The organism is Rubrivivax benzoatilyticus JA2 = ATCC BAA-35, assembly GCF_000190375.1.
Classification (GTDB): Bacteria; Pseudomonadota; Gammaproteobacteria; order Burkholderiales; family Burkholderiaceae_C; genus Rubrivivax; species Rubrivivax benzoatilyticus.
Genome location: NZ_AEWG01000055.1, coordinates 15,236 through 40,195 on the forward strand (window position 1 = coordinate 15,236; position 24,960 = coordinate 40,195).

Annotated in this window: 26 protein-coding genes and 1 tRNA gene; 18 read left to right on the forward strand and 9 right to left on the reverse strand. The window is 70.5% G+C overall.

Annotated elements, in window-relative coordinates; translation table 11 throughout:
- Nucleotides 1-70: 70 nt before the first annotated feature.
- From RBXJA2T_RS05775 to ybaK, 3 genes are all read left to right on the forward strand, one after another.
- Nucleotides 71-1,780, forward strand: coding sequence for an acetate--CoA ligase (locus RBXJA2T_RS05775; protein ID WP_009856396.1), 1,710 nt, complete (start codon nucleotides 71-73; stop codon nucleotides 1,778-1,780).
- A 215-nt stretch (nucleotides 1,781-1,995) separates the two neighbouring features.
- On the forward strand, nucleotides 1,996-3,057 hold the full coding sequence (locus RBXJA2T_RS05780; protein WP_009856397.1) for an aldo/keto reductase: 1,062 nt from the start codon (nucleotides 1,996-1,998) through the stop codon (nucleotides 3,055-3,057).
- Nucleotides 3,058-3,061: 4 nt separating this feature from the next.
- Nucleotides 3,062-3,556 (forward strand): Cys-tRNA(Pro) deacylase, encoded by a 495-nt coding sequence (gene ybaK, locus RBXJA2T_RS05785; RefSeq protein ID WP_009856398.1) that lies wholly within the window; start codon nucleotides 3,062-3,064, stop codon nucleotides 3,554-3,556.
- On the opposite strand, the gene RBXJA2T_RS05790 is transcribed toward ybaK, so the two are convergent.
- Nucleotides 3,557-4,108: an excisionase family DNA-binding protein gene (locus RBXJA2T_RS05790; RefSeq protein WP_039956507.1), complete on the reverse strand. Its 552-nt coding sequence runs from the start codon at nucleotides 4,106-4,108 to the stop codon at nucleotides 3,557-3,559.
- 262 nt (nucleotides 4,109-4,370) lie between these two features.
- On the opposite strand from RBXJA2T_RS05790, the gene plsY reads away from it, so the two are divergent.
- The 3 genes from plsY to RBXJA2T_RS05805 all read left to right on the forward strand — a co-directional run bounded on the left by plsY (nucleotide 4,371) and on the right by RBXJA2T_RS05805 (nucleotide 6,732).
- Nucleotides 4,371-5,081, forward strand: coding sequence for a glycerol-3-phosphate 1-O-acyltransferase PlsY (gene plsY / locus RBXJA2T_RS05795; protein ID WP_009856400.1), 711 nt, complete (start codon nucleotides 4,371-4,373; stop codon nucleotides 5,079-5,081).
- Nucleotides 5,078-5,422, forward strand: coding sequence for a RidA family protein (locus tag RBXJA2T_RS05800; RefSeq protein WP_009856401.1), 345 nt, complete (start codon nucleotides 5,078-5,080; stop codon nucleotides 5,420-5,422). The genes plsY and RBXJA2T_RS05800 overlap by 4 nt, the downstream gene beginning before the upstream one ends.
- 92 nt (nucleotides 5,423-5,514) lie before the next feature.
- Nucleotides 5,515-6,732, forward strand: a complete 1,218-nt coding sequence (locus RBXJA2T_RS05805) for a hypothetical protein (RefSeq protein WP_009856402.1) — start codon at nucleotides 5,515-5,517, stop codon at nucleotides 6,730-6,732.
- Nucleotide 6,733: 1 nt separating this feature from the next.
- On the opposite strand, the gene RBXJA2T_RS05810 is transcribed toward RBXJA2T_RS05805, so the two are convergent.
- From RBXJA2T_RS05810 to RBXJA2T_RS05820, 3 genes are read right to left on the reverse strand one after another with little or no spacing between them, the layout of a single operon-like run.
- The gene (locus RBXJA2T_RS05810) at nucleotides 6,734-7,357 is read right to left on the reverse strand and encodes an L-threonylcarbamoyladenylate synthase (protein WP_009856403.1); all 624 of its coding nucleotides are present in this window, start codon (nucleotides 7,355-7,357) and stop codon (nucleotides 6,734-6,736) included.
- A gap of 13 nt (nucleotides 7,358-7,370) precedes the next feature.
- Entirely contained in the window at nucleotides 7,371-8,897 is a 1,527-nt protein-coding gene (locus tag RBXJA2T_RS05815) for a fumarate hydratase (RefSeq protein ID WP_009856404.1), read from the reverse strand.
- A gap of 19 nt (nucleotides 8,898-8,916) precedes the next feature.
- Entirely contained in the window at nucleotides 8,917-9,519 is a 603-nt protein-coding gene (locus RBXJA2T_RS05820) for a TIGR00645 family protein (protein ID WP_009856405.1), read from the reverse strand.
- Between the two features lie 177 nt (nucleotides 9,520-9,696).
- Here RBXJA2T_RS05820 and acs point away from each other — a divergent pair, with 177 nt between their 5' ends.
- Nucleotides 9,697-11,679 (forward strand): acetate--CoA ligase, encoded by a 1,983-nt coding sequence (gene acs, locus RBXJA2T_RS05825; protein WP_009856406.1) that lies wholly within the window; start codon nucleotides 9,697-9,699, stop codon nucleotides 11,677-11,679.
- A gap of 56 nt (nucleotides 11,680-11,735) precedes the next feature.
- Here acs and RBXJA2T_RS05830 read toward each other — a convergent pair whose 3' ends face one another.
- The gene (locus RBXJA2T_RS05830) at nucleotides 11,736-12,029 is read right to left on the reverse strand and encodes a c-type cytochrome (RefSeq protein WP_237704856.1); all 294 of its coding nucleotides are present in this window, start codon (nucleotides 12,027-12,029) and stop codon (nucleotides 11,736-11,738) included.
- Nucleotides 12,030-12,106: 77 nt separating this feature from the next.
- On the opposite strand from RBXJA2T_RS05830, the gene RBXJA2T_RS05835 reads away from it, so the two are divergent.
- The 5 genes from RBXJA2T_RS05835 (at nucleotide 12,107) to RBXJA2T_RS05860 (ending at nucleotide 15,523) form a co-directional block, all read left to right on the forward strand.
- Nucleotides 12,107-12,424: a TIGR04438 family Trp-rich protein gene (locus RBXJA2T_RS05835; protein ID WP_009856408.1), complete on the forward strand. Its 318-nt coding sequence runs from the start codon at nucleotides 12,107-12,109 to the stop codon at nucleotides 12,422-12,424.
- A 164-nt stretch (nucleotides 12,425-12,588) separates the two neighbouring features.
- A complete protein-coding gene (lgt, locus tag RBXJA2T_RS05840) occupies nucleotides 12,589-13,395 on the forward strand; it encodes a prolipoprotein diacylglyceryl transferase (protein WP_009856409.1) in 807 nt (268 codons plus the stop codon).
- Entirely contained in the window at nucleotides 13,392-14,096 is a 705-nt protein-coding gene (gene dnaQ, locus RBXJA2T_RS05845; protein ID WP_009856410.1) for a DNA polymerase III subunit epsilon, read from the forward strand. Before lgt ends, dnaQ begins: the two co-directional genes overlap by 4 nt.
- A gap of 49 nt (nucleotides 14,097-14,145) precedes the next feature.
- A tRNA-Val gene (locus RBXJA2T_RS05850) sits at nucleotides 14,146-14,220 on the forward strand.
- A gap of 167 nt (nucleotides 14,221-14,387) precedes the next feature.
- A protein-coding gene (locus RBXJA2T_RS05860) for an IS3 family transposase (protein WP_375136161.1) occupies nucleotides 14,388-15,523 on the forward strand; the annotation gives its coding sequence in 2 pieces (ribosomal slippage) (nucleotides 14,388-14,649 and nucleotides 14,649-15,523; 1,137 coding nt in all).
- Nucleotides 15,524-15,830: 307 nt separating this feature from the next.
- On the opposite strand, the gene RBXJA2T_RS20080 is transcribed toward RBXJA2T_RS05860, so the two are convergent.
- The 3 genes from RBXJA2T_RS20080 to RBXJA2T_RS05870 all read right to left on the reverse strand — a co-directional run bounded on the left by RBXJA2T_RS20080 (nucleotide 15,831) and on the right by RBXJA2T_RS05870 (nucleotide 18,317).
- On the reverse strand, nucleotides 15,831-16,406 hold the full coding sequence (locus RBXJA2T_RS20080) for a hypothetical protein (RefSeq protein ID WP_138938795.1): 576 nt from the start codon (nucleotides 16,404-16,406) through the stop codon (nucleotides 15,831-15,833).
- A 302-nt stretch (nucleotides 16,407-16,708) separates the two neighbouring features.
- Complete coding sequence (locus tag RBXJA2T_RS05865; protein WP_009856413.1) at nucleotides 16,709-17,728, reverse strand: nucleotidyl transferase AbiEii/AbiGii toxin family protein; 1,020 nt, start codon at nucleotides 17,726-17,728, stop codon at nucleotides 16,709-16,711.
- Nucleotides 17,721-18,317 carry a DUF6088 family protein gene (locus RBXJA2T_RS05870; protein ID WP_009856414.1) on the reverse strand — a complete coding sequence of 199 codons (597 nt, stop codon included), beginning with the start codon at nucleotides 18,315-18,317 and terminating at the stop codon, nucleotides 17,721-17,723. The genes RBXJA2T_RS05865 and RBXJA2T_RS05870 overlap by 8 nt, the downstream gene beginning before the upstream one ends.
- A 378-nt stretch (nucleotides 18,318-18,695) precedes the next feature.
- On the opposite strand from RBXJA2T_RS05870, the gene cobA reads away from it, so the two are divergent.
- The 5 genes from cobA to cobJ all read left to right on the forward strand — a co-directional run bounded on the left by cobA (nucleotide 18,696) and on the right by cobJ (nucleotide 22,934).
- A complete protein-coding gene (cobA, locus tag RBXJA2T_RS05875) occupies nucleotides 18,696-19,493 on the forward strand; it encodes a uroporphyrinogen-III C-methyltransferase (protein ID WP_029719033.1) in 798 nt (265 codons plus the stop codon).
- Between the two features lie 113 nt (nucleotides 19,494-19,606).
- Nucleotides 19,607-20,833 carry an NnrS family protein gene (locus tag RBXJA2T_RS05880; RefSeq protein ID WP_029719034.1) on the forward strand — a complete coding sequence of 409 codons (1,227 nt, stop codon included), beginning with the start codon at nucleotides 19,607-19,609 and terminating at the stop codon, nucleotides 20,831-20,833.
- Nucleotides 20,834-20,846: 13 nt separating this feature from the next.
- Nucleotides 20,847-21,476 carry a precorrin-8X methylmutase gene (locus RBXJA2T_RS05885; RefSeq protein ID WP_009856417.1) on the forward strand — a complete coding sequence of 210 codons (630 nt, stop codon included), beginning with the start codon at nucleotides 20,847-20,849 and terminating at the stop codon, nucleotides 21,474-21,476.
- Nucleotides 21,477-21,480: 4 nt separating this feature from the next.
- A complete protein-coding gene (gene cobI / locus RBXJA2T_RS05890) occupies nucleotides 21,481-22,206 on the forward strand; it encodes a precorrin-2 C(20)-methyltransferase (protein WP_009856418.1) in 726 nt (241 codons plus the stop codon).
- Nucleotides 22,203-22,934 (forward strand): precorrin-3B C(17)-methyltransferase, encoded by a 732-nt coding sequence (gene cobJ, locus RBXJA2T_RS05895; protein WP_009856419.1) that lies wholly within the window; start codon nucleotides 22,203-22,205, stop codon nucleotides 22,932-22,934. The genes cobI and cobJ overlap by 4 nt, the downstream gene beginning before the upstream one ends.
- On the opposite strand, the gene RBXJA2T_RS05900 is transcribed toward cobJ, so the two are convergent.
- The gene (locus RBXJA2T_RS05900) at nucleotides 22,913-23,656 is read right to left on the reverse strand and encodes a cobalt-precorrin-6A reductase (protein ID WP_029719035.1); all 744 of its coding nucleotides are present in this window, start codon (nucleotides 23,654-23,656) and stop codon (nucleotides 22,913-22,915) included. The two genes, cobJ and RBXJA2T_RS05900, sit on opposite strands and share 22 nt — an antisense overlap.
- Here RBXJA2T_RS05900 and RBXJA2T_RS05905 point away from each other — a divergent pair.
- Nucleotides 23,655-24,836, forward strand: coding sequence for a bifunctional cobalt-precorrin-7 (C(5))-methyltransferase/cobalt-precorrin-6B (C(15))-methyltransferase (locus tag RBXJA2T_RS05905; RefSeq protein WP_009856421.1), 1,182 nt, complete (start codon nucleotides 23,655-23,657; stop codon nucleotides 24,834-24,836). The two genes, RBXJA2T_RS05900 and RBXJA2T_RS05905, sit on opposite strands and share 2 nt — an antisense overlap.
- Nucleotides 24,837-24,960 lie beyond the last annotated feature (124 nt).

Here is a 24,960-nt window from a genome sequence, read left to right on the forward strand (position 1 = left end):
CCGCCGAACTTGACCGTTCTCGGTGTTGAACCGGGTTCGCGCCGCGACGGGCTGCTCCTAAGCTGGGCCGATGCACGACACCGTCCCGGGCGATTCCACCGATTCCCACGATTTCCTGCACCGCGCCTGGCGCTGGCAGGTGCCCGACGAGTTCAACATCGCCCAGGTCTGCTGCACGCGCTGGGCCGCCAGCGGCCGCAACGCGCTGCGCTGGGAAGACGAGGGCGGCGCCGCGGGGACGCTGGGTTACGCCGAGCTCGAGGCCCAGGCGCGGGCTTTTGCCGCCGGGCTGGCGGCGCGCGGGGTGGGGCGCGGCGACCGCGTCGCGATCGTGCTCGCCCAGCGCCCCGAGACCGCCGTCGCGCAGATGGGCGTGGCGATGCTGGGCGCGGTGGCGATGCCGCTGTCGGTGCTGTTCGGTCCCGAGGCGCTGGCCTGGCGTCTGGCCGACAGCGGTGCACGCGTCGCGGTGGCCGACGAGGCGACGCTCGCGCACCTGCTGCGCCTGCGCGCCGAATGCCCGGCGTTGGCGCTGATCGTCGGCGTCGGCGCGGCCGAGGGCGATGCCGACTGCGGCTGGCGCGCGCTGCTGGCCGGCGGCGCGGCCGGCTTCGAGCCCGTACGCACGCGTGCCGACGACGCCGCGGTGCTGATCTACACCAGCGGCACCACCGGCCCGCCCAAGGGCGCGTTGATCCCGCACCGCGCCCTGCTGGGCAACCTGCCGGGTTTCGTCTGCAGCCAGAACGGTTTCCAGGGCGACGCGGTGTTCTGGAGCCCGGCCGACTGGGCCTGGACCGGCGGGCTGATGGACGCGCTGCTGCCGACGCTGTATTTCGGCCGCGAGATCGTCGCCTTCCGCGGCCGTTTCCAGCCCGAACGCGCGTTCGAGCTGATGCAGCGCCACGGCGTCACGCACACCTTCCTGTTCCCGACGGCGCTGAAGGCGATGATGAAGGCGGTGCCCGCGCCGGCCGAGCGTTATGCGCTGAAGCTCGAGGCCGTGATGAGCGCCGGCGAAGCCGTCGGCGACGCCGTCTTCGCCTGGTGCCGCGACGCGCTGGGCGTGCCGGTCAACGAGATGTTCGGCCAGACCGAGATGAACTACATCGTCGGCAACTGCGCGCGCAGCGTCGACGAGGCCGGCCGCGCCGTGCCCGGCTGGCCGGCGCGCCCCGGCAGCATGGGCCGCGCCTACCCGGGCCACCGTGTCGCCGTGATCGACGACGAAGGCCGCGAGTGCCCGCCCGGCGTGCCCGGCGACGTCGCGCTGCATCGCCTGGACCGCCACGGTGACCCCGACCCGATCTTCTTCCTCGGCTACTGGCGCAACGAGGCCGCGACCCGCGCCAAGTACACCGGCGACCCGGCCTCGAGCTGGTGCCGCACCGGCGACACCGCGGTGATGGATGCCGACGGCTACCTCTGGTACCAGGGCCGCAGCGACGACGTCTTCAAGGCCGCCGGCTACCGCATCGGGCCGAGCGAGATCGAGAACTGCCTCGTCAAGCACGCGGCGGTGGCCAACGCCGCGGTCGTGCCCAAGCCCGACGCCGAGCGCGGCGCGGTGGTCAAGGCCTACGTCGTGCTGGCGCCGGGCGTGCAGGGCGACGAGGCGCTGGTCGGCGAACTGCAGCAGCACGTGCGCGAGCGCCTGGCGCCGTACGAGTACCCGAAGGAGATCGAGTTCATCGACGCGCTGCCGATGACGACCACCGGCAAGGTGCAGCGCCGCGTGCTGCGGTTGCAGGAGGAGGAACGGGCGCGCCGGGGCGGGTGAGGCGCGGGGCGCGGAAGACAACGGAAGACGGGGTCAGGTCCCGCAGGACCTGACCCCGGACTGCCTCGGCCTGCCTCGGTTCAACGGGGTCAGGTCTCGCGAGACCTGACCCCGCCCTTTCTGACCCCGGCCTTTCGCGTGAGACCTGACCCCGGCCTTGCTGACGCCGGCCCTGCGTGCGGCGAACCTCCGCGCGGCGAGGCACACTCTCGCCGATGGACACCACGACCCTGGGCCGCGACGGCCCCCGCGTCTCGAGGATCTGCCTCGGGACGATGACCTTCGGCGAACAGGTGGGCGAAGCCGACGCCCACGCCATCCTCGACCGTGCCGTCGAACTCGGCATCGACTTCCTCGACGCTGCCGAGATGTACCCGGTGCCGGCACGCGCCGAGACCCAAGGTGCGACCGAGGCCATCATCGGCCGCTGGCTGGCGGCGCGGCCCGGGCTGCGCGATCGCCTGGTGATCGCGAGCAAGGTCGCCGGGCCGTCGCGCAACATGGACTGGATCCGCGGCGGCGCGCTCGACCTGGCGCCGGCCGACATCGTCGCCGCCTGCGACGCCAGCCTGGCGCGGCTGCAGACCGACGTCATCGACCTCTACCAGATCCACTGGCCGAACCGCAACGCGCCGATGTTCGGCGGCCTGTACTTCGACCCGGCCAAGGACCGCGAGCAGACCGGCATCCGCGAGCAGCTCGAAGCGCTGGCCGGCCTGGTGAAGGCCGGCAAGGTGCGCCACGTCGGCCTGTCCAACGAGACGCCGTGGGGGCTGCTGGAGTTCGTGCGTCTGGCCGAGCAGCACGGCCTGCCGCGGGTGGTCAGCGTGCAGAACCCGTACGCGCTGGTCAACCGCAGCGTCGACAACGGCCTGGACGAGGCGCTGCACCGCAGCGGTGTCGGCCTGCTGGCGTATTCGCCGCTGGGTTTCGGCGCGCTGACCGGCAAGTACGACGCCACCGGCTTCGAGGCCGCGCCGGCGGCCACCGGCCGCCTGGCGCAGTTCGCCAGCATGCGTTTGCAGCGCTGGGCGCGTGACGAGGCGCTGGTCGCGGCGCGCGAGTACAACGCGCTGGCGCGCCGCCACGGCCTGACGCCCACGCAGCTGGCGCTGGCCTTCTGCTACCGCAGCTGGCGCGTCGCCAGCACCATCATCGGTGTCACCAGCATCGCCCAGCTCGAGGAGGACGTCGCCGCCTGGTCGGTCGAACTGTCGCCCGAACTGCTGGCCGAGATCGACGCGATCCGCTGGCGCCACCGCGACCCTGCCCAGTGAGCCCATGGCCAAGAAGAACGCCCACGTCAGCGAGACGCCGGCGACGCAGTTCCTGCGCCGCGCCGGCATCGAGTTCAGCGAACACGTCTACGACTACGTCGACCACGGCGGCACCGCCGAGTCCTCGCGCCAGCTCGGCGTGGCCGAGCACGAGGTCGTGAAGACGCTGGTGATGCAGGACGAACACGCCCACCCGCTCGTCGTGCTGATGCACGGCGACCGCCAGGTCAGCACGAAGAACCTGGCGCGCGAGATCGGCGCCAAGTCGGTCGAGCCCTGCAAGCCCGAGGTCGCGCAGCGCCACAGCGGCTACCTCGTCGGCGGCACCTCGCCGTTCGGCACGAAGAAGACGATGCCGGTCTACGTCGAGGCCAGCGTGCTGGAGCTGCCGCGCATCCTGATCAACGGCGGCCGCCGCGGTTTCCTCGTCGGCATCGACCCGCGTGTGCTGCCCGGCGCCGTCGGCGCCCGGCCGGTGCACTGCGCGCTCGCCGGCTGATCAGCCGGCCATCGCCGCCGACAGCGCCTCGGGCGTCACCGGCTTCATCAGCAGCGGGATGCCGTCGGGCAGCGGCCCGAAGCGCTCCAGCGACGGGCCGGCGTGGCTGGTCGCCAGCACGATGCGCATCTTCTGCGTCGCCGGGTTCTCGCGCAGCTTGCGGATCATCTGCAGGCCGTCGAGGCCGGGCAGGTCGATGTCGGTGATCAGCCAGTCCGGCACGTCGCGGCCGGCATCCAGCAGCGCGGTGAAGCCGTCGGCGAAGACGCGCAGCCGGGCGTCGGGGCGCAGGTCCGACAGGTGCGACTCGATCAGCGCCGCGGTCACCGGATCGTCCTCGACCAGCATGATCGACTCGACGCCGTCGGCGGCCTCGAAACGCGCACGCCGTTCGGCGACCATGCGTTCGACGGCCTCGGCGTCGAGGCGGCGATGCCCGCCCATCGTCTTCCAGGCCGGCAGGTGACCGGCGTCGACCCACTTCTGGATCGTCTGTGGCGATACCCCGAGGCGCTCCGCCGCCTGGGCCGTCGTGATTGTTTTTCGTTGCATTCGGCGCTGCCGGGTTGTCGTCGAAAAATGGGCTCTCGGGGCATCCTCCCGCCCGATGACATGGCTCCGGGGCGGCAGTCCCCGGCCTGTCGTCATATCTTCGCGAGCCTGGCGCCGATCATCTCACGAATGACCGGATGGTCGACGCGCCGGGCGAGTGGATGCAGCAAACAATGTACCCGCCCCGGCCGGCTCGCGTTGTCGCCGCGGCGTCGCCGTCGCGCGGGGAGCGGGGCCGCCGGCGACCTTACACTTGCGCCCCATGTTCTCGCTTCCTGCGGCGGCCGCGATCCTGGCCGCCTACTTGCTCGGTTCCCTGTCCTTCGCCGTTCTGGTCAGCCGCACGATGGGGCTGGCCGACCCCCGCAGTTACGGGTCGGGCAACCCCGGCGCGACCAACGTGCTGCGTTCGGGCAACAAGAAGGCGGCGCTGATGACGCTGCTGTTCGACGCGCTGAAGGGCTATCTGCCGGTGCTGGCCGTCGTGCTGTTCGGTGCGCGCTGGGGCCTGGCGCCGACGGTCGCGGCCTTCGTCGGCCTCGCGGCCTTCGTCGGCCACCTGTGGCCGGTGTTCTTCCGCTTCCAGGGCGGCAAGGGCGTGGCCACGGCCGCCGGCGCGCTGCTCGGCCTGAACCCGGCGCTCGGCGCCGCGGTGCTGGCGGTCTGGCTGCTGGTGGCCTTCACGACGCGCTACTCGTCGCTGGCCTCGATCGCCGCGGCCTTCTGCGCGCCGCTGGTGCAGGCGCTGGTCTGGGGTGTCGACCTCTCGATGCTGGCCATCGTCGGCATGAGCCTGCTGCTGGTCTGGCGGCACGAGGGCAACATCCGCAAGCTGCTGGCCGGCACCGAGTCGAAGATCGGCCAGAAGGCGGCGCCGGCGGCCTCGCACACCAAGGCGTCGGCGCATCCGCCGCGTCACCTCCACACCTCGCAACCCAAGTCCGGCCACGGCCGGAAAGGACACCGCAAATGATCCAGCGCTTCGACGTCGGCCCGCGCCTGTCGGAAATGGCCGTGCACAACGGCGTCTGCTACCTCGCCGGCCAGGTGGCCGCCGACGACACGCAGGACATCGCCGGCCAGACGCGCCAGGTGCTGGCCGCGATCGACGCGCTGCTGGCGCGCGCCGGCAGCGACAAGTCGCGCCTGCTGATGGTGCAGATCTTCATCGCCGACCTGGCCGACTTCCCGGCGATGAACGAGGTCTGGGAAGCCTGGCTGCCGGCCGGCGCCGCGCCCCCGCGGGCCACCGTGCAGGCCGCGCTGGCGCGCCCGGGCTGGAAGGTCGAGCTGGTGGTCACCGCCGCGCTCTGACACCGTGGCGTCGCGCCGGCGCACACATCTGCTTGCAGATCGCTGAATCCGCAACGGCTTAAGGCGCCCGGGGGAGGGTCGTAGATCGGGGCATGCACCCCGTGAACACCTCCCGGCATCTCGTCGCGCTGGCCTGTCTGCTGGCGCTGGCCGCCTGCGGTGGCGGCTCCGACGGCGATGATGCCGCCGCAGCCGACGCGGCTGCCGTCGACGCTCTCGCCGACAGCGAACTCGCCGCCGCCTCGGCGCTGCTGGACACCCGCTCCGACGCGCTCGCCTGGGACGCAGCCGACGCCGCGCCCGATGCTGATGCCGACGCCGACACCCAGGCCTCCGGCGATGCTGCCGCCGCCCGGGTGACGGCGGCGGCCTTGCGGCGCCCGAAGGCACCGGCAGCGCCGCCCCCGCCGGCCACCAGCGCGACGGTGTCCGACGCCGAGCGCATTGCCGCGGCCAAGGCCACGGCCGCCAGCACCCGCAACGCCTGCGCCCAGGCACGCCCGTTCTACTGGGAGATCGGCAATGCCGCCGGCCGCCAGGTCAGCGGTTCGGTGGCCGACGCCGGGACGACGGCGCCGAAGTCGACGCTGCCGATCAGCATCGCGTCAGCCTCGAAGTGGCTGTACGGCGGCTACGTCGCGCAACTGCGCGCCGGGGCGCTGACGGCCAGCGACCGCAAGTTCCTGTCGATGACCTCCGGCTACGCCTCGCTCGGCAGTTGCAGCGGCCTGGCCAGCGTCGACGCCTGCCTCGCGTCGGGCAGCAACGGCGTGTACACCCCGGCCTACGACGGCCTGTTCAAGTACGACGGCGGCCACATGGAGAAGCACGCCAGCCTGGTCGGCCTGGGCGCGCTGACGACCAAGGCGCTGGCCACCGAGTTCAAGGCCAGGCTGGGCAGCGACATCGCGCTGTCGTTCTCGCAGCCGCTGATGGCCGGCGGCGCGGTGATCTCCACCGACGCCTATGCGCTGTTCCTGCGCAAGATCCTCGGCGGCAAGCTGCAGATGAAGTCGCTGCTCGGCAGCGGCCCGGTCTGCACCAACCCCGCCACCTGCGCCAGCGCGGTGTACGCGCCGCTGCCGCTGAGCGAGAGCTGGCACTACTCGGTGGGCCACTGGGTCGAGGACGACCCGAAGGTCGGTGACGGCGCGTTCAGCAGCCCGGGCGCCTTCGGCTTCTACCCGTGGATCGACGCGACGAAGACCCGCTACGGCATCGTCGCGCGCGTGGCACCCAACGGCGCGCTCGGTTCGGTGAACTGCGGCCGGCTGATCCGCTCGGCCTGGGCCAGCGGCGTCGCGCAGTAAGTCAGAGCCCCAGGCGCGACAGTTCGCCGCGGCCCTGGCGCACCAGCACCGGGTCCTCGGCGGTCATGTCCAGCACCGTCGTCGGCTCCATCGGGCAGGCGCCGGCGTCGATGATCGCCGGCAGCAGCTTGCCCAGCCGGTCCTGGATCTCGTCGACGTCGTTCAGCGGCTCGTCGTCGCCCGGCAGGATCAGCGTCGTCGCCAGCAGCGGTTCGCCGTAGACGGCCAGCAGGTCCTGCGTGACCTGGTGGTCGGGCACCCGCAGGCCGATCGTGCGCCGCGAGGGGTGCGACACGCGCCGCGGCACTTCCTTCGTGGCGTCGAGGATGAAGGTGTAGGGCCCCGGCGTGCCGAGCTTCAGCAGCCGGTACTGGCGGTTGTCGACACGCGCGTAGTTGGCGAGCTCCGACAGGTCGCGGCACAGCAGCGTCAGCAGGTGCTTGTCGTCGATGCCGCGCAGCCGGCGCAGCTGTTCGGCGGCGGCCTTGTCGTCGAGCCGGCAGACGAGCGCGTAGCTCGAGTCGGTCGGCACGGCGAGCACGTCGCCGCCGCGCAGCAGCTCGGCGGCCTGCTTCAGCAGCCGCGGCTGCGGGTTGTCGGGATGGACCTCGAAACGCAGCGTCACCGGGTCTCCTGTTTCAGGCGACGACGACCGGGATCTTGCCGATCTTCGCCTGCCACTCCTGCGGCCCGGTCTGGTGGGCGCTGGTGCCGCCGGCATCCACCGCCACCGTCACCGGCATGTCGACGACGTCGAACTCGTAGATCGCCTCCATGCCCAGGTCGGCGAAGCCGACGACCTTGGCCGCCTTGATCGCCTTGGACACGAGGTAGGCGGCGCCGCCGACGGCCATCAGGTAGGCGCTCTGGTTGTCCTTGATCGCCTGGATCGCCACCGGGCCGCGTTCGGCCTTGCCGACCATCGCGATCAGGCCGGTCTTCTCCAGCATCATGCGGGTGAACTTGTCCATGCGCGTCGCGGTGGTCGGGCCGGCCGGGCCGACGACCTCGTCGCGCACCGGGTCGACCGGGCCGACGTAGTAGATGACGCGGTTGGTGAAGTCCACCGGCAGCGGCTCGCCGCGTTCCAGCATGTCCTGGATGCGCTTGTGCGCGGCGTCGCGGCCGGTGAGCATCTTGCCGCTCAGCAGCAGCGTCTGCCCCGGCTTCCAGCTCGCCACCTGCGCCGGCGTCAGCGTGTTCAGGTCGACACGTTCGCTCTTGTTGTAGTCGGGCGCCCAGTGCACGTCGGGCCACAGGTCCAGGCTCGGCGGCTCCAGGAAGGCCGGGCCCGAGCCGTCGAGCACGAAGTGCGCGTGGCGCGTCGCGGCGCAGTTCGGGATCATCGCGATCGGCTTGCTCGCGGCGTGCGTCGGCCAGGTCTTGATCTTGACGTCCAGCACCGTCGTCAGGCCGCCCAGGCCTTGCGCGCCGATGCCCAGCGCGTTGACCTTCTCGTAGAGCTCGATGCGCAGCTCTTCCAGCTTGTTGGCCGGGCCGCGCTGCAGCAGCTCGTGCATGTCGATGTCGTCCATCAGCGACTCCTTGGCGAGCAGCGCGGCCTTCTCCGCGGTGCCGCCGACGCCGATGCCCAGCATGCCCGGCGGGCACCAGCCGGCGCCCATCGTCGGCACGGTCTTGAGCACCCAGTCGACGATCGAGTCGCTGGGGTTGAGCATGTAGACCTTGCTCTTGTTCTCGCTGCCGCCGCCCTTGGCGGCCACCGTCACGTCGACCTTGTCGCCGGGCACGACCTCCATGAAGACCACGGCCGGCGTGTTGTCGCGGGTGTTCTTGCGCTCGAAGATCGGGTCGGCCAGCACCGACGCACGCAGCTTGTTGTCCGGGTGGTTGTAGCCGCGGCGCACGCCTTCGTCGACGGCGTCCTGGATCGAGCCGGTGAAGCCTTCCCACTTCACGTCCATGCCGATCTTCAGGAACACGTTGACGATGCCGGTGTCCTGGCAGATCGGGCGCTTGCCTTCCGCGCACATCCGCGAGTTGGTCAGGATCTGCGCGATCGCGTCCTTGGCCGCCGGGCTCTGCTCGCGCTCGTAGGCGCGTGCGAGGTGGGCGATGAAGTCGGCCGGGTGGTAGTACGAGATGTACTGCAGCGCGGCGGCGACCGATTCGATCAGGTCGGCCTGGCGGATCGTCGTGGTCATGGGCGGGTCGTCCGTTGGGTCAGTCGTTGGCGTGCTGGGCGTGCACCATCACGCGGTCGGCGAGCGCGATCGCCAGCGCCGAGAACAGGAAGGCGATGTGGATCACGGTCTGCCAGATCAGCACCTTCTCCGAGTAGTTGGCGGCGTTGATGAAGGTCTTCAGCAGGTGGATCGAGCTGATGCCGATGATCGCCGTGGCCAGCTTCACCTTCAGCACCGAGGCGTTCACGTGGCTCAGCCACTCGGGCTGGTCGGGGTGGCCTTCGAGGCGCAGCCGCGAGACGAAGGTCTCGTAGCCGCCGACGATCACCATGATCAGCAGGTTGCTGATCATCACGACGTCGATCAGCGCCAGCACGACCAGCATGATGATCGTCTCGTTGAGGCCGGTGACCTCGGTCTCGCTCTTGTAGCCGATGTTCTTGACCAGCAGCTCGAGCGCGTGCTGGTCGCCGAAGGCCGCCTCGATGAGGTGGACCAGTTCGACCCAGAAGTTGAAGACGTAGACCGCCTGGGCGAGGATCAGCCCCAGGTACAGCGGCAGCTGCAGCCAGCGGCTGGCGAAGATCAGCGCTGGCAGGGGCCCCAGCTTCGGGACCGCGCCGGTGTTTTCAGGCTTCATGAGAGGGGGGAAGGGCGCGAATGCGCGATGACGTAAATTGTAGTTCGCGCCTTGAGCGCGGACAGATCCGCTTCACGGCGCCGGACGGGAGAGTAAGCGGTTCGTAAGAGCCCTTGCCTACCTTCCGAGCCATCGGTCGACACCGAACCGAGCCATCAAATCTAGGAGACTGACATCATGTCGAGCGCCGACGCTCCCACCGAGTACTCCCTCTACCCGCCGCCGGCCGACGCCGTCGCTCGCGCTCACGTCTCCGGACAGGCTGCCTACGACGCGCTGTGCGCCGAGGCCGAGGCCGACTACGCGGGCTACTGGGCGCGTCTGGCGCGCGAGCTGATCAGCTGGAAGACGCCGTTCACGCAGGTGCTCGACGAGTCCGACGCGCCGTTCTTCAAGTGGTTCGCCGACGGCACGCTGAACGCCTCGTACAACTGCCTGGACCGCAACATCGAACGCGGCCTCGGCGACAAGACGGCGATCGTCTTCGAGGCCGACGGCGGCGAGGTGCGCCGCGTCAGCTACCGCGAGCTGCTGGCCATCGTCAGCAAGATGGCCAACGGCCTGAAGTCGCTGGGCGTGAAGAAGGGCGACCGCGTCGTCATCTACCTGCCGATGGGCGTCGAAGGCGTGGCCGCGATGCAGGCCTGCGCGCGCATCGGCGCCACGCATTCGGTGGTCTTCGGCGGCTTCTCGGCGCAGTCGCTGCGCGACCGCATCGAGGACACCGGCGCGGTGGCCGTCATCACCGCCGACCAGCAGCAGCGCGGCGGCAAGTCCCTGCCGCTGAAGACCATCGTCGACGAGGCGATCGCGCTGGGCGGCTGCGGCAGCGTCAAGCACGTCGTCGTGCACAAGCGCACCGGCGCCGACATCCCGTTCGACGCCTCGCGCGACCTGTGGCTGGCCGACCTCGTGGCCGGCCAGAGCGAGGTCTGCGAGCCCGAGTGGGTCGAGGCCGAGCACCCGCTGTTCCTGCTCTACACCAGCGGCTCGACCGGCAAGCCCAAGGGCGTGCAGCACAGCACCGGCGGCTACCTGCTGCACGCGGCGCTGACCACCAAGTGGACCTTCGACCTGAAGGAAGACGACGTCTTCTGGTGCACCGCCGACATCGGCTGGGTCACCGGCCACACCTACATCACCTACGGCCCGCTGGCGCTGGGCGGCACCGAAATCGTCTTCGAGGGCGTGCCGACCTTCCCCGACGCCGGCCGCTTCTGGAAGATGATCCAGGACCACAAGGTCAGCATCTTCTACACCGCGCCGACGGCGATCCGCTCGCTGATCAAGGCCGCCGAGGCGACCGAGGCGGTGCACCCGAAGAACTACGACCTGTCCTCGCTGCGCATCCTGGGTTCGGTCGGCGAGCCGATCAACCCGGCGGCCTGGGAGTGGTATCACAAGCACGTCGGCGGCGGCCGCTGCCCGATCGTCGACACCTTCTGGCAGACCGAGACCGGCGGCCACATGATCACCCCGCTGCCGGGCGTGACGACGCTGGTGCCGGGTTCGTGCACGCTGCCGTTCCCGGGCATCCAGGCGGCGGTGGTCGACGAGACCGGCAAGGACGTGCCCTGGGGCCAGGGCGGCATCCTGGTCGTCAAGAAGCCGTGGCCGAGCATGATCCGCACGATCTGGGGCGACCCGGAGCGTTTCAAGAAGAGCTACTACCCGGCCGACTTCCACGGCAAGTACTACCTGGCGGGCGACGGCGCGATCCGCGACCCGAAGACCGGCTACTTCACGATCACCGGCCGCATCGACGACGTGCTCAACGTCTCGGGCCACCGCATGGGCACGATGGAGATCGAGTCGGCGCTGGTCAGCCACACCGAGCTGGTCGCCGAGGCCGCGGTCGTCGGCCGTCCGGACGACACCACCGGCGAGGCGATCTGCGCCTTCGTCGTGCTGAAGCGTCCGCGCCCGACCGGCGACGAGGCCAAGAAGATCGCCAACGAGCTGCGCAACTGGGTGGCCAAGGAGATCGGCCCGATCGCCAAGCCCAAGGACATCCGCTTCGGCGAGAACCTGCCCAAGACGCGCAGCGGCAAGATCATGCGCCGCCTGCTGCGCTCGATCGCGCGCGGCGAGGCGATCACGCAGGACACTTCCACGCTCGAGAATCCGGCGATTCTCGATCAGCTGTCGCAGACGAACTGATCCCTCGGCCGGCGTGTGGAAAGGGGCTCCTCGGAGCCCCTTTTTCCTGTCCGCGTTCAGCGCATCGACAACACCCAGGCGGCCAGGCGGCGGGCCTCGTCGGGCGTGACCTTGGGGTTGGCCGGCATCGGCACCGGGCCCCAGACCTTGGCGCTGCCCTCGCGGATGCCCTGCGCCAGGCGCTGCGGCGCGTCGGCCTGGCCGACGTAGCGCGCGGCGATGTCCTTGAACGGCGGCCCCACCCGCTTGGCGCTGACGTCGTGGCAGCCCATGCACAGGCGCTTTCGCGCCAGGTCCGCGTCGGCGCGTGCCGGAGTCGACGAGCACAGTGCGATTGCGCAAAGCGTCATCACGATGGCTCTCATCGACGGCTGAGCTTCGGCTACAGTCATCGTCAGCATGGTAGCGGGTCGCCGGAGAGCAAAGAATGTGGTTCCTGGTCATCGGGCTGGTGCTGCTGGGCCTGTCCCTGGCCGGCATCGAGCCCGTCTCGGAGTGGCACTGGGCGTGGATCGCGCTGCCTTTCGGCGCGGCCGCGGCCTGGTGGGCCTTCGCTGACGCCTCGGGGCTGACGCGGCGGCGTGCCGAGGAGAAGATCGAGGAACGCAAACGTGCCCGGCGCCAGCGCGACATCGACGCGCTGGGGCTCAACCCGAACCAGCAGAAGCATGTGCACGAACTGCGTCGCGGGGGTTCTTCCGGCTCGGCCGGCAAGGAGCCGCGGCGGCGCGAGCCGGGTCTATGAGGGGCGAACGCACGTCACCGAGGTGACGGTCCGCCGGAACCGGGGGCCGACGCATGGGCGTCGGCCCTCGATTCCTTTTCCGGCCTGATTCACGCCCGCGTCAGGGTGGCCTTCGACGGCACAATCGCCGCTCTCCGCCACGACGACACGAAAGGCCGCTCCCGATGCTGGTGCATCCGCAATTCGATCCGGTCGCGATCGCGCTCGGACCGGTCCAGATCCACTGGTACGGGCTGACCTACCTGGTCGCCTTCGGGCTGTTCCTGCTGCTGGCGCGGCTGCGCTCGGCGCAGCCGCAGTTCGTGCAGGCCGGCTGGACGAAGCAGGACGTCGAGGATCTGCTGTTCTACGGCGTCGTCGGCGTCATCGTCGGCGGCCGCCTGGGCTACGCGCTGTTCTACAAGCCGGGCGAGTATCTCGCCAACCCGCTGGAGATCCTGCAGGTCTGGAAGGGCGGCATGTCCTTCCACGGCGGGCTGCTGGGCGTCATCGGTGCGATGGCGCTGTTCGCGCACCGCAAGGGGCGGCCCTTCCTGCAGGTGACCGACCTCGTCGCGCCCTGCGTGCCCACCGGGCTGGCCTCGGGGCGCATCGGCAACTTCATCAACGGCGAACTGTGGGGCCGCGCCGCCGACCCGTCGCTGCCCTGGGCGATGGTGTTCCCGCAGAGTGCCAGCCTGACGCCGCGGCATCCGTCGCAGCTCTACCAGTTCGCGCTCGAAGGGCTGCTGCTGTTCGTCGTGCTGTGGCTGTACGCGCGCCACCCGCGGCCCACCGGGCGTGTCTCCGGCGCCTTCCTGATCGGCTACGGCAGCCTGCGTTTCGTTGCCGAGTACTTCCGCGAGCCCGACAGCTTCCTGGGCCTGCTGGCGCTGAACATGAGCATGGGCCAGTGGCTGTGCGTGCCGATGGTGCTGGGGGGCGTCTTCCTGTGGGTCTGGTCGGGCCGGGCGGTAGGATCGGCGCGATGAGACAGATCTTCCTCGACACCGAAACCACCGGCCTGTCGGCCGTCGACGGCGACCGCCTGGTCGAAGTCGGCTGCATCGAGATGCTGAACCGGCGCCTGTCGGGCCGCACGCTGCACCACTACCTGAACCCGGAGCGCTCCAGCAACCCCGAGGCGGTGAAGGTGCACGGCCTGACCGACGAGTTCCTCGCCGACAAGCCGCTGTTCGCTGCCGTCGCCGACGAGTTCATCGAGTTCGTGCGCGACGCCGAGCTGATCATCCACAACGCCGCGTTCGACGTCGGCTTCCTCGACGCCGAACTCACCCGCCTGGGCAAGCCGCGCCTGGTCGAGCTGGGTTGCACGATCACCGACAGCCTGGTGATGGCGCGCCAACTCTTCCCCGGCAAGGCGAACTCGCTGGACGCGCTGTGCAAGCGGCTGGAAGTCGACAACAGCAACCGTGCGCTGCACGGCGCGCTGCTCGACGCGGGGCTGCTGGCCGAGGTCTACATCCGCATGACGCGCGGCCAGGACTCGCTGGTCATCGACGACGCACAAGAGGGCGGCACGGCCCTCGAGGTGGCGGCCATCGACCTGTCGCAGTTCACGCTGCCGGTGCTGGTGGCGAGCGACGAAGAAGCTGCCGCGCACGAGGCCGTTCTGGCCGAACTCGACAAAGCGAGCAACGGACGCACCATCTGGCGCCAAACCATGGCATAATGCGAGGCTCACCGGCGCTGATCGCTGTTCATCAGAGGTCAGGCCAGCCGGGCGGTTAGCTCAGCGGTAGAGCACTGCCTTCACACGGCAGGGGTCGCAGGTTCGAACCCTGCACCGCCCACCAAGAACACCAAAGAAATCAACGACTTGCGCCACCTTCGGGTGGCGTTTTCGTTTGGGGTGTCCAAAAAGTGTCCAAAAGCGCGGGCCGGGAGTGCCAGCCTGACCTGCTCCCCGCCAGCCGTACCGAGGAAAAGGAAGTGAAGTCCGCTCATCAGGAGAATGACGGACATGAGGAAGAGCAAGTTCAGCGAGGAACAGATCATCGGGTTCCTCAGGCAGGCCGAGGCCGGGATGGCGGTGGCGGAGATCTGCCGTCGAGGCGGGTTCAGCGACGCGACGTTCTACAAGTGGCGCTCGAAGTTCGGGGGCATGGAGGCGTCGGACGCCAAGCGGCTGCGTGAGCTCGAGGAAGAGAACGCCAAGCTCAAGAAGCTGCTGGCCGAGGCGCACCTGGACATGCACGCGCTCAAGAGCGTTCTCGGGGTAAAGCGCTAGCCCCACGGGCCAAGCGCGAGGCGATCAGCCGGCTGGTGCAGGAGCACCAGCTGTCAGAGCGCCGAGCGTGTCGTCTCGTGGGGCTCTCCCGCGACAGCTACCGGCATCCACCCGAGGCCGATGCCGCCACACGCGAGTTGGCGGCGCGGATCGTGGAGATCGCGCACGTGCGGCGGCGCTTCGGCTACCGGCGCATTCACGACCTGCTGCGCCCGGAGTTCCCTGGCGTCAACCACAAACGGGTGTGGCGGCTGTACGCCGCTGCGAACCTGGCCGTGCGCAAGCGCAAGAAAGTGCGGCGCCCGCCGGCCGAGCGCGTGCCGCTGCAGGCTGCACGCAGCGTCAACGAGGTCTGGAGCATGGATTTCGTCAGCGACAGCCTGGCCAACGGGCGACGCCTGAAGTGCCTGACCGTGGCCGACGACTTCAGCCACGAGTGTGTGGACATCGCCGTGGACTACGGCATCTCAGGCGAGTACGTCACGCGGCTGCTGGACCGGGCGGCGGTGTTTCGGGGCTATCCCGCTGCGGTGAGAACCGACAACGGCCCGGAGTTCACCAGCCGCGCGTTCATCGCCTGGGCGCAACGACACCACATCCGCCACCTGCTCATCGAGCCGGGCCGGCCCATGCAGAACGGCTACATCGAGAGCTTCAACGGCAAGTTCCGCGACGAGTGCCTCAACGAGCACTGGTTCCAGTCGCTGGCGCAGGCCCGGCAGACCATCGCCGCGTGGCGGCGCGACTACAACGAGGTGCGTCCGCACAGCAGCATCGGCCGCATCGCACCGGCACGCTTTGCCGAGCAGCAGCGCCGGCATGCCGGCGCTGCTGCTCAACACAGCCCGGTCATACCCGAGATCACGTAACCTTCAACCAGGACTCCTTCCGAACCGCTGGTATGGCGGAAGGGGGCAGGTCAATCAGCGTTACAGGATGACCACAGTCTTTGTAGCCAAGCTCGCAGCGCTGCCGCTCCTGTCCGGCGCTGTCCTAAAGCTCATGCTGATACTGCCTCGATGACGGCGTCCCGTTCTCTTTAGTCGGTGATTGCCCGCAGCGGAATTCACGAATCGGGGCGAACCAGAGTAGCCATGGACACATGAGCGTCCGATGAGGAACTGCGACCTAGCTTACTGACGTTGCCCCTACCCCTCAGGAAGGAGGACGAGACTACTAGCTTTCGGACATCCCGTAGACATCACCATCGTCGAGTTCATCATCTTGGATGTAGGGTTTCGTGTCATTCGCTCTGGCCAGAATCACCAGCTCGCCGTGATCGTAAACTCGGCGTCCGAGACGTTTGAATTCAACGACTAAACTTACCGCTGCTTTTGGAGTGGCATCCCCCTCAACGTACTCGCATGCGTCCCCGTCTGCATCAAAGTGCAGGAAAGCGGGTAAATCGCCTTTGACGGCGCGCAGAGAAGTCGATTTACGCCAATGACCACCGGCAGGGACCACTTCATACCCGATTCCGGTGATGTGACCACCACTTGGGCGGTCAAACTTCAACTTGGCGGCAGTTGCCAAGCTTTCGAGCGCCTTCGGCAAGGGTTGCACGATGCCGCTCTCGTACAGGGATGTCATGGCTTCTCGCCACGTCGGAGTTGGGATGCCGAGACAAAGCTCCTCGGCGCGTCGGAAGCCAGCCTCATCATCAAGGAAGACGTGACCTGGCGCCTGATTGAGCGTCGCGAGTTCCAGTGTGCGCAGTGATGCGTAGGTGCGGTGTCCGAGGCAGGCGGCCAACACCTGCTGTACCTGGCCAAGCTTGATTTTTTGTTGGTGTGCTTAGAAAGCACGGATAGCACGAGCGTGCTCCAACGCTTGAAGTCGTCCATGGTTGTCAGTCATTGCGCAGCGGACGTTGAGCGTTTAGCGCCAGCCGCAGTGACAAACATGCGACGTCGGGAACGAAGTCAGAACCGGTTTAAGTCGCTCAAAACTTGGGCTGGTCGCCCGGGCCAGTTCGGCCTGCCATGATGCTACCACCGAAGACTTCAGTGTGAACTACGAATCGAGCGGCTTCCCCATCTGATGCATTGCCGACCTCACATGTAGATACGGACCTTGGCGTTGATCTTGTCTGCGATCTCCCCGCAGCGCGTCATCAGGACCTCGAACGGCTCTGCATCGTCCAGCAGCAGGCCGTCCTCGACCATCAGCCGGTAGTCCTCGGCCAGGGTGCGCAGGGCCTCTCCGTCAGGCGCGAGCGTCAAGGCGCCGGTCACCGCTGCGCGATAGTCGATGGCGGTGCCGTCCGGCGCCGCCTCGGCAAAGAAGATGCTCTTGTGGAGCGCGACGGCCTGCGCCAGTTCTCGATCGGCGGCAGCCCGGTCGGCGAAGCCGGCGTCATCGAGCCTCGTCACGTCATGCCAGTGGCGGGCGAAGCGTGCGCCACCTCTGAAGCTCTGCTGGGCGCAGAACACGTGGATGGCGGTTGCCTTCTCCCAGAAGGTGCGCTCGGGGCGCATCACCTGCGGCCTGGCGTCGGGAAAGCCGAGGCCGGGGACATGCTCAGCGGCGTCGCAACTCACCGGCCGCAACTCGTGAGGTTCGCCGGTCGACCGCGCACCGAACTCCAGCATCACCGACGGCCGCACGTAGCCCGTGCCTTCGCCGAAGCTCTCGTAGTCGATGAAGATCTTCTCGCCTTCCGGGCGCACCGTCGCCGGCAGGCCTTGTGCGACGAGAGCGGCGGCCAGTTCGGGGGCGATCACGCGGCCGACGAGATCGGCGAGCCGCTGGCGGATCGCCTTGCTCCACTTCTTCTCCTGGCTGCGCGAGGTGGGCCAGGGCGACTGCGCCGTCAGGTCCGGTGCGATGGCGCGGATGTCGTAGGTGAGGTCCACGTCTTCCGAGAAGCGCCGGATGACGCCGTAGGCCTTGGACAGGGAGGTGCCGCCCTTGAAGACCAGATGCCGGGCATGCGGCCCGTCGAACAGCTGCTTCAGGGCCCAGACGACCCAGAGATCCTTCTGCAGCAGGTGCAGCGGGCGCCCCGAGCGCTCCGCGGCGACGAGCAGCGCTTCATGCTGGTCGCCGCGCGCAAGCTCGAAGAAGTCAGGCACGGCTCAGCAGCGTGCTGACCTGGCTGGCGAGCCACGTGGGCAGCCGCGCTCGCGCCGCCGCGACAGCATGGAGCTCGGAGGCCGGCAGTTTCTTCTTCAGCTGACCGAGGGCCGCCGGCGCGCCCTCGGGGCCGGCCCAGGCCAGCGTCCGGATGGCCTCGCCTGCCGCACGCCCGGGGTAGAGCAGTTGCCAGGGCGGGGCATGTCTCAGCTCGACGGTCTGGGCCCCGAGCCTGAGCTTGCGGCTGCGGCCCGAGGTCAGGAAGACCTGGCGCACCGGCACCTGGGTGCTCAGGCCCAGCGCATTGGCCGCTGCCGCGCCGTTGCCGACAACCGTCTCGCCACGTTGGCTGGCCCATTCCTGCACCACCTTCGCGGCCTCGGGTGCACGGGGGCCGAACTTCCCCTTGACCGGCAGGACGTAGATGCCCCGGCCGGCCCGCAGCAGTTCGCCACTGCGGGCAAGCCGGGACAGCGCCTGGTCCACCGCCGCACGGCTGCCAAGGTGCAGCAGCGCCTTGGCGGACAGGCTGGCACCTTCCGGCAGCGAGGCGGCGTGTTCGAGGACTTGTTGGGCGAGGTTGGACACGGTGCTTCCTTGGCTGTCAGAAGTTTTACTCGATTTCTGACAGTTTGCAAGGGCGAGTGCCGTTGGTAGAGGTCGAAGGGTGATCGTTGACCTGATACGACGTCGCGCATGCAGCACCGCGCCCGCGGGCTATGCGCAGCTTCAACTCTCGACGCCGGGCCTGAGCGATGGGCCGGCTTCAACAGCCGCTCGCAGCGGCCTTAGCACTTCGCTCGCCCTTCAGGGAAGGCGCCGACGGCCGTGCTAACATGAATCGCAACAAGGCCTTCGCAAGGCCCGGGTCGCAGGTCCGAACCCCTGCATCGCCCACAGGATCACCACGCGACGCCACCTCCGGGTGGCGTCGTCGTTTCCGGTGCGCGGGTCCAACGAGTCTCGATGATGGTGAGTGATATTCAAGCCGGCCCCGCCTGCGGCCGCGTGACCCTGCTGGGCGCCGGCCCCGGCGACCCCGAACTGCTGACGCTCAAGGGCCTGAAGGCGCTGCAGGGCGCTTCGCTGCTGCTTTACGACGCGCTGGTCAGCGACGAGATCCTGGCGCTGGCGCCGGCGTCGGCCGAGCGGCTGTACGTCGGCAAGCAGGCGTCGCGGCACGCGCTGCCGCAGGACGAGATCATCGCCCTGATGCTGCGCCTGGCGCGCGAGGGCCGCTCGCTGGTGCGGCTGAAAGGCGGCGACGGCTACATCTTCGGCCGCGGCGGCGAGGAGGCGATCGCGCTGGCCGAAGCCGGCGTGCCGTTCGACGTCATCCCGGGCCTGAGCGCCGCGCAGGGCGCGGCGGCAAGCGCCGGCATCCCGCTGACGCACCGCGATCACGCCGCGGCGCTGGTCTTCGCCACCGGCCATCTGCGCGCCGACGGCCAGGGCATCGACCTGGACTGGGCGGCGCTGGCGCGGCCGCGGCAGACGCTGGTCATCTACATGGGCGTCGGCACGCTGGCGCTGATCTGCCGCGAGCTCGTCGCGCACGGCCTGCCGGCCGACACGCCGGCGGCCGTGGTCGAACGTGCCACGCTGCCCGACGAGCGCTGCATCACCGGCACCGTGACGACGCTGCCGCAGCTCGCGCTGGAGCAGCGGGTGCGCACGCCGGCGCTGATCGTCGTCGGCGGCGTCGTCGGCCTGCGGCCGCTGCTACAGCGCAAAACTCCGGCTGCGCCGGACGCCGCCCCATAAAATCCGGCGCTTGCCTCGCCCAGGGTGTCTGCCCTGACGACCGCTGGCGCCCCGCAGGCCGTCGTGCCGGGGCGCGCTATTCGATCGGTTGGCTGCGGCTGCCGTATTAGCCGATGGCTCGATCCACAGAACAACCCGCTCCGTCCCCGCTGTCCGCCCTCTGGCTCGCGCCGCACCGGCCGCTGTTCCTGATGGCCGGGCTGTGGGCGCTGGCCGCGCTGTTCTGGTGGCAGTGGGGCTGGTGGTGGTGGCCCGGGCTCGGCATGCCGACGCTGGGCACGCCGACCGTCTGGCACGTGCACGAGATGGTGTTCGGCTTCGGAGGCGCCTCGGTCGCGGCCTACTTCCTCACCGCGGTGACGAGCTGGACCTCGCGGCCGATGATCGCCGGCCGGCCGCTGATGCTGCTCGTCGCCTTCTGGGTCGCGGCGCGGCTGGTGATGCTGCAGGCCGAGCGCCTGCCGCTGGCGCTGCTGCTGGCGCCCGGCGCGCTGTACTTCGGCACCGTGACCTTCTGGCTGCTGCGCGACATCGCCGCCGCACGGGTCTGGAACAAGCTGGGTTTCCCGGGCGCGATCCTCGCGCTGGGCGTGGTCGACGCGCTGCTCGTCGTCGCCGCGCGCGAAGCCTGGGCGCTGGACCTCGTGGCGCTGAAACGCGCCGCGGTGATGTTCTTCGCGATGAAGGTCGCGATCATCGCCGGCGGCATGATCCCGGCGTTCACCGCCAACTGGCTGCGCCAGAGCGGCTCGGCCGCCGCGCCGCCGCACGAGAACCGGCTGGCCAACCGCCTGGGCCTGGTCACGCTGTACCTCGCGCTCGGGCTGACGCTGGCCGGCGCCGAGACGGCCAGCGGCTGGGCGCTGATCGTCGCCGCGGCGGTGCAGGCCTGGCGCTTTGCGGGCTGGCGCTCGCGTGCGGTGGGCGGCAACACGCTGCTGGTGATGATGCACACCACCTTCGGCTCGCTGATCGTCGGCCTGGTCGTCGTCGGCGTCTCGCGTCTGGCGCCCGAGTTCTGGCCCGAACGCGACGCGGTGCACGCGCTGACGATGGGCGCGATGGCCGGCATGGTGCTGTCGATCGCCTCGCGCGCGGCGGCGCGGCGCGGCGACGGCGGCGCGCTGGACGCCGGCCGGCTGCTGCCCACGGCCTACGCGCTGGTCTGGCTCGGCGCCTGGCTGCGCACCACCGCGCCCTTCCTCCACGGCTGGCTCGACAACCCGGTGGCGCTGGCGGCGCAGCTCTGGTGTGCCGGCTGGATCGTCTTCCTCGCCGCCTTCGTCCCGACCATCCTCGGCCCGCTGCTGCGCCCCGTGTTCAGCGGCGCCAAGGCCTGAACCCCCGTCCCCCATGCCCCACGTCTACGAAACCGACGGCGCCGCGATCTACCGCCGCTCCTTCGCCACCATCCGCGCCGAAGCCGATCTCGCGCGGTTCGACGCCGACGAAGAGCCGGTCGTCGTCCGCATGATCCACGCCGCCGGCATGGTGGGCCTGGAGCGCCACGTGCGCTTCACGCCCGGCATGGCGGCCGCGGCACGCGCCGCGCTGGCCGCCGGCGCGCCCATCCTCTGCGACGCGCGCATGGTCAGCGAAGGCATCACGCGCGCCCGGCTGCCGGCCGACAACCGCATCGTCTGCACGCTCGACGCCCCCGAGGTGCCGGCGCTGGCCGCGAAGATGGGCAACACGCGTTCGGCCGCGGCGCTGGAACTCTGGCGGCCGATGCTCGCCGGCGCGGTGGTCGCGATCGGCAACGCGCCGACGGCGCTGTTCCATCTGCTCAACATGCTGGAAGACCCGGCCTGCCCGCGGCCGGCGGCGATCATCGGCTGCCCGGTCGGCTTCGTCGGCGCCGCCGAATCCAAGGCCGCGCTGATCGAGACGCCGCCGGTGCCGGCGGTCGTCGTCGAAGGGCGGCTCGGCGGCTCGGCGATCACGGTGGCGGCGATCAACGCGCTGGCCAGCCGCAAGGAGTAGGGCGGTGGCCAAGGTGATCTGCGCCGGGCTGGGCCCCGGCGATCCCGACCTCGTCAGCCTGCGCGCCGCGCGTGCGATCGGTGCCGCGCGCCAGGTGGCCTACTTCCGCAAGGCCGGCCGCCCGGGCCAGGCACGGCGCATCGCCGCCGAGCTGCTGCACCCCGAGGTCGTCGAGCTGGCGATGGAGTACCCGGTGACGACCGAACTCCCGGTCGACGGCGAGGAATACAACGACGCGCTCGCCGCCTTCTACGACGACTGGGCCGAGCGCCTCGTGGCGCTGCCCGGCGAGGTGGTCGTGCTGTGCGAAGGCGACCCCTTCTTCTACGGCTCGTTCATGCACCTGTACGTGCGCCTGCGCGGGCGGGTCGAGCTGGAGGTCATCCCCGGCATCCCCGGCATGGCCGGCTGCTGGCACGCCACCGGCGAGCCGATCACCTGGGGCGACGACGTGATGACCGTGCTGCCGGGCACGATGCCCGAGGCCGAGCTCGTCGCACGCATGCGTGCCGCCGACGCGCTGGTGGTGATGAAGACCGGCCGCAACCTGCCCAAGGTGCGACGCGCGCTGGCCGCCGCCGGCCGGCTGGACGCCGCCTGGCTGGTCGAACGCGGCACGATGCCCGGCGAGCGTGTGCTGCGCCTGGCCGACGCCGACCCCGAGGACTGCCCGTACTTCGCGATCGTGCTGGTGCACGGCCACGGGCGGCGGCCGGAGGTTCGGGCATGAGCGGCTGGGTCACCGTCGCCGGGTTGGGGCCCGGCTCCGACGCTCTCGTCACGCCCGAAGTCAGCGCCGCGCTGGCCGAGGCCACCGACATCGTCGGCTACATCCCCTACGTCGCGCGTGTCGCCGCGCGCCCCGGGCTGCGCCTGCACGCCAGCGACAACCGCGTCGAGCTCGAACGGGCGCGCCACGCGCTGGAGCTGGCGGCAGCCGGCGCGCGGGTCGTCATCGTCTCCTCTGGCGACCCCGGCGTGTTCGCGATGGCCTCGGCGCTGTTCGAGGCGCTGGAAGCCGCGCCGCAGCACCAGCAGCTCGACATCCGCGTGCTGCCCGGCATCACCGCGATGCTGGCCGCCGCCGCGCGTGCCGGCGCGCCGCTGGGCCACGATTTCTGCGCCATCAACCTGTCGGACAACCTGAAGCCCTGGGCGCTGATCGAGGCGCGCCTTCGCGCCGCGGCCCAGGCCGACTTCGCGATGGCGTTCTACAACCCGCGCTCGCGCAGCCGGCCCGAAGGCTTCGCGCGCGTGCTCGAACTGCTGCGCGAAGCCTGCGGCGGCGAGCGCCTGATCACCTTCGCACGCGCCGTCTCGACGCCCGAGGAGCAGCTCGTCACCGTCACGCTGGCCGAGGCGACGCCCGAGATGGCCGACATGCGCACCGTCGTGCTGGTCGGCAACTCGGCGACACGCCGCGTCGGCCGCTGGGTCTACACGCCGCGTTCGGCATGAAGCCAGGCCAGCACCTCGGCGACGGTCTCGACGCTCTCGCGCGGCGGCAGCGCCGGGCGGTCGACGACGATCACCGGCAGGCCCAGCGTGCGCGCCGCGTCGAGCTTGGCGCGTGCGCCTTCGCCGCCGGCGTTCTTGGTGACGAGGCGCGTGATGCGGCGCGAGCGCAGCAGCTCCAGGTCGTCGTCGTAACCGAAGGGCCCGCGCGAGATCACCGCCTCGGCGTCGGGCAGCGGCAGCGCGCCTTCGGGCGGGTCGACCAGGCGCAGCAGGTAGTGGTGCTGCGGCTTGGCCGCGAAGGCGGCCAGGTGCTGGCGGCCGATCGCGAGGAAGACACGTTCGGGCTCGTCAGGCAGCGCCGCGGCCGCGGCGTCGAGGTCGGCCACGTGCGTCCAGTCGTCGCCCGGGCCGGCGGCCCAGGGCCGGCGCTCCAGCGCGATCAGCGCCGTGCCGGTGGCGGCGCAGGCGGCCACCGCGTTGCGGCTCATCTGCGCCGCGAACGGGTGTGTCGCGTCGATGACGTGGCTGATGCCTTCGGCTTGCAGCCAGGCCGCCAGGCCTTCGGCGCCGCCGAAGCCGCCGACGCGCACCGGCAGCGGCTGGGCCACCGGCGCCGCGGTGCGGCCGGCGTACGAGAACACCGCTTCGACGCCGTCGCGCGCCAGCGCGGCGGCCATTCGGCTGGCTTCGGTGGTGCCTCCCAACAAGAGGACGCGTGTCATGTCTGAACCCTGGCTCTCGATCATCGGTCTCGGCGAGGACGGCCTCGCCGGCCTCGGTGCGCCCGCGCGTGCGGCGCTCGGCGCAGCCGAGATTGTCTTCGGTGGCGCCCGCCACCTCGCGCTGGCCGACGCCGGCGCGCGTGGCCGCGAGTGGCCCGTGCCGTTCGACGTCGCGCCGGTGCTGGCGCTGCGCGGCCGGCCGGTCGCCGTGCTGGCCTCGGGCGACCCGTTCTGGCACGGCGCCGGCGGCACGCTGACGGCGCGGCTGGCGGCGGGTGAATGGCGCGCGTTTCCTGCGGCCGGCTGCGTGTCGCTGGCCGCGGCGCGCCTGGGCTGGCGGCTGGAAGAGACCACCTGCCTGGGCCTGCACGCCGCGCCGTTCGAACGCCTGCTGCCGCACCTGGCACACGGCGCCCGCGCGCTGTGCCTGCTGCGCGACGGCGCCGCCGGCGCGGCGCTGGCCGCCTGGCTGGCCGAACACGGCTGGGGCGCCAGCCGCGTCTGGCTGATGGAAGCGCTGGGCGGCCCGAACGAACGTGTGCGCGAGACCACCGCCGCCGGCTACGCGCTGCACGACGCCGCTTCGCCCGCGCTGCTGGCCGTCGAGGCCGCCGGCGGCCGGCCGCTGCCACGCTGCGCCGGCCTGCCCGAGGCGCTGTTCGCGCACGACGGCCAGATCACCAAGTCGCCGGTGCGTGCGCTGACGCTGGCCGCGCTGGCGCCGCGCCCGGGCGAGCTGCTGTGGGACGTCGGCGCCGGCTCCGGCTCGGTCTCGATCGAGTTCTGCCTCGCCGGCGGCCGCGCGCTGGCCGTCGAGACACGCGCCGAACGGGTTGCCAACATCGAGGCCAACGTGCGCCGCTTCGGCCTGCAGGACCGGCTGACGGTCGTCGAAGGCCACGCGCCGCAGGCGCTGGACGCGCTGCCGGCGCCCGACGCGGTGTTCGTCGGCGGCGGCCTGGACGAGGCCGTGTTCGACGCCATCTGGGCGCGCCTGGCGCCCGGTGCGCGCCTCGTCGCCAACGGCGTGACGCTGGAGACCGAGGCGCTGCTGGCGACGCTGCACGCCCGCCACGGCGGCGAGCTGCTGCGCGTCGAACTGGCGCGCGCCGCGCCGCTGGGACGTTTGCGCGGCTGGCAGCCGGCGCGGCCGGTCGTGCAATGGACGGTCTGCAAATGATCGTCGCCGGCCTGGGCTTCCGCAGCAGCGCCGGCGTCGAGTCGCTGCGTGCGGCGCTGGCCGCCGCGGGCGGGCAGGGCGCCGACGCGCTGGCGACCAGCGAGCGCAAGGCCGCCGCGCCGGC

Bases quoted from the DNA above. Each gene is read 5' to 3' on its own strand.
- RBXJA2T_RS05775 (WP_009856396.1), top strand. From the start codon at position 71: ATGCACGACACCGTCCCGGGCGATTCCACCGATTCCCACGATTTCCTG.
- RBXJA2T_RS05780 (WP_009856397.1), top strand. From the start codon at position 1,996: ATGGACACCACGACCCTGGGCCGCGACGGCCCCCGCGTCTCGAGGATC.
- ybaK (WP_009856398.1), top strand. From the start codon at position 3,062: ATGGCCAAGAAGAACGCCCACGTCAGCGAGACGCCGGCGACGCAGTTC.
- RBXJA2T_RS05790 (WP_039956507.1), bottom strand. From the start codon at position 4,108: ATGCAACGAAAAACAATCACGACGGCCCAGGCGGCGGAGCGCCTCGGG.
- plsY (WP_009856400.1), top strand. From the start codon at position 4,371: ATGTTCTCGCTTCCTGCGGCGGCCGCGATCCTGGCCGCCTACTTGCTC.
- RBXJA2T_RS05800 (WP_009856401.1), top strand. From the start codon at position 5,078: ATGATCCAGCGCTTCGACGTCGGCCCGCGCCTGTCGGAAATGGCCGTG.
- RBXJA2T_RS05805 (WP_009856402.1), top strand. From the start codon at position 5,515: ATGCACCCCGTGAACACCTCCCGGCATCTCGTCGCGCTGGCCTGTCTG.
- RBXJA2T_RS05815 (WP_009856404.1), bottom strand. From the start codon at position 8,897: ATGACCACGACGATCCGCCAGGCCGACCTGATCGAATCGGTCGCCGCC.
- RBXJA2T_RS05820 (WP_009856405.1), bottom strand. From the start codon at position 9,519: ATGAAGCCTGAAAACACCGGCGCGGTCCCGAAGCTGGGGCCCCTGCCA.
- acs (WP_009856406.1), top strand. From the start codon at position 9,697: ATGTCGAGCGCCGACGCTCCCACCGAGTACTCCCTCTACCCGCCGCCG.
- RBXJA2T_RS05830 (WP_237704856.1), bottom strand. From the start codon at position 12,029: ATGACGCTTTGCGCAATCGCACTGTGCTCGTCGACTCCGGCACGCGCC.
- RBXJA2T_RS05835 (WP_009856408.1), top strand. From the start codon at position 12,107: ATGTGGTTCCTGGTCATCGGGCTGGTGCTGCTGGGCCTGTCCCTGGCC.
- lgt (WP_009856409.1), top strand. From the start codon at position 12,589: ATGCTGGTGCATCCGCAATTCGATCCGGTCGCGATCGCGCTCGGACCG.
- dnaQ (WP_009856410.1), top strand. From the start codon at position 13,392: ATGAGACAGATCTTCCTCGACACCGAAACCACCGGCCTGTCGGCCGTC.
- cobA (WP_029719033.1), top strand. From the start codon at position 18,696: ATGATGGTGAGTGATATTCAAGCCGGCCCCGCCTGCGGCCGCGTGACC.
- RBXJA2T_RS05880 (WP_029719034.1), top strand. From the start codon at position 19,607: ATGGCTCGATCCACAGAACAACCCGCTCCGTCCCCGCTGTCCGCCCTC.
- RBXJA2T_RS05885 (WP_009856417.1), top strand. From the start codon at position 20,847: ATGCCCCACGTCTACGAAACCGACGGCGCCGCGATCTACCGCCGCTCC.
- cobJ (WP_009856419.1), top strand. From the start codon at position 22,203: ATGAGCGGCTGGGTCACCGTCGCCGGGTTGGGGCCCGGCTCCGACGCT.
- RBXJA2T_RS05905 (WP_009856421.1), top strand. From the start codon at position 23,655: ATGTCTGAACCCTGGCTCTCGATCATCGGTCTCGGCGAGGACGGCCTC.
- RBXJA2T_RS05900 (WP_029719035.1), bottom strand. From the start codon at position 23,656: ATGACACGCGTCCTCTTGTTGGGAGGCACCACCGAAGCCAGCCGAATG.